Genomic DNA, 1490 nt, shown 5'->3' on the forward strand with positions numbered 1-1490 from the left:
TGTGTTTCTTTACGTAAGGAGGTGATCCAGCCCCAGGTTCCCCTAGGGCTACCTTGTTACGACTTCACCCCAGTCATGAACCACACCGTGGTCATCGCCATCCCGAAGGTTAAGCTAATGACTTCTGGTGCAGCCCACTCCCATGGTGTGACGGGCGGTGTGTACAAGGCCCGGGAACGTATTCACCGTGGCATTCTGATCCACGATTACTAGCGATTCCAACTTCACGGAGTCGAGTTGCAGACTCCGATCCGGACTACGACAAACTTTAGGAGATTCGCATACCATCGCTGGTTAGCTGCCCTTTGTATTTGCCATTGTAGCACGTGTGTAGCCCATCCCGTAAGGGCCATGATGACTTGACGTCGTCCCCACCTTCCTCCGGTTTATCACCGGCAGTGTCCCTAGAGTTCCCGGCATAACCCGCTGGCAAATAAGGATAAGGGTTGCGCTCGTTGCGGGACTTAACCCAACATTTCACAACACGAGCTGACGACAGCCATGCAGCACCTGTCTCAGAGTTCCCGAAGGCACTCTACTATCTCTAACAGATTCTCTGGATGTCAAGGGATGGTAAGGTTCTTCGCGTTGCATCGAATTAAACCACATGCTCCACCGCTTGTGCGGGCCCCCGTCAATTCATTTGAGTTTTAACCTTGCGGCCGTACTCCCCAGGCGGTCTATTTAATGCGTTAGCTTTGAATCCCACAGCATATAGCCACAAAATTCTAATAGACATCGTTTACTGCGTGGACTACCGGGGTATCTAATCCCGTTTGCTCCCCACGCCTTCGCGCCTCAGCGTCAGTCTTTGTCCAGGTGGCCGCCTTCGCCACTGGTATTCCTTCAGATCTCTACGCATTTCACCGCTACACCTGAAATTCTACCACCCTCTACAAAACTCTAGTTAACCAGTTTCAAATGCAGTTCCAAGGTTGAGCCCTGGGATTTCACATCTGACTTAATTAACCGCCTACGCGCGCTTTACGCCCAGTAATTCCGATTAACGCTCGCACCCTCCGTATTACCGCGGCTGCTGGCACGGAGTTAGCCGGTGCTTCTTCTGCGAGTAACGTCACAGCTGCACTCTATTAAAGTACAACCTTTCCTCCTCGCTGAAAGTGCTTTACAACCCGAAAGCCTTCTTCACACACGCGGCATGGCTGCATCAGGCTTGCGCCCATTGTGCAATATTCCCCACTGCTGCCTCCCGTAGGAGTCTGGACCGTGTCTCAGTTCCAGTGTGGCTGGTCATCCTCTAAGACCAACTAGGGATCGTCGCCTTGGTAAGCCATTACCTTACCAACTAGCTAATCCCACTTGGGCTACTCTTATGGCGTGAGGCCCGAAGGTCCCCCACTTTGATCCGGAGATGTTATGCGGTATTAGCAGTCGTTTCCAACTGTTGTCCCCCACCATAAGGCATATTCCCAAGCATTACTCACCCGTCCGCCACTCGTCAGCAAAGTAGCAAGCTACTTTCTGTTACC

General features: G+C 52.2%; 1 rRNA gene. It reads right to left on the reverse strand.

Going from position 1 to position 1490, the window contains the following annotated elements:
* Positions 1–14: 14 nt before the first annotated feature.
* Positions 15–1490: ribosomal RNA gene (locus DS885_RS00685) — 16S ribosomal RNA — on the reverse strand; the annotation flags it as partial.

It is taken from the genome of Psychromonas sp. B3M02, assembly GCF_003318165.1.
Classification (GTDB): Bacteria; Pseudomonadota; Gammaproteobacteria; order Enterobacterales; family Psychromonadaceae; genus Psychromonas.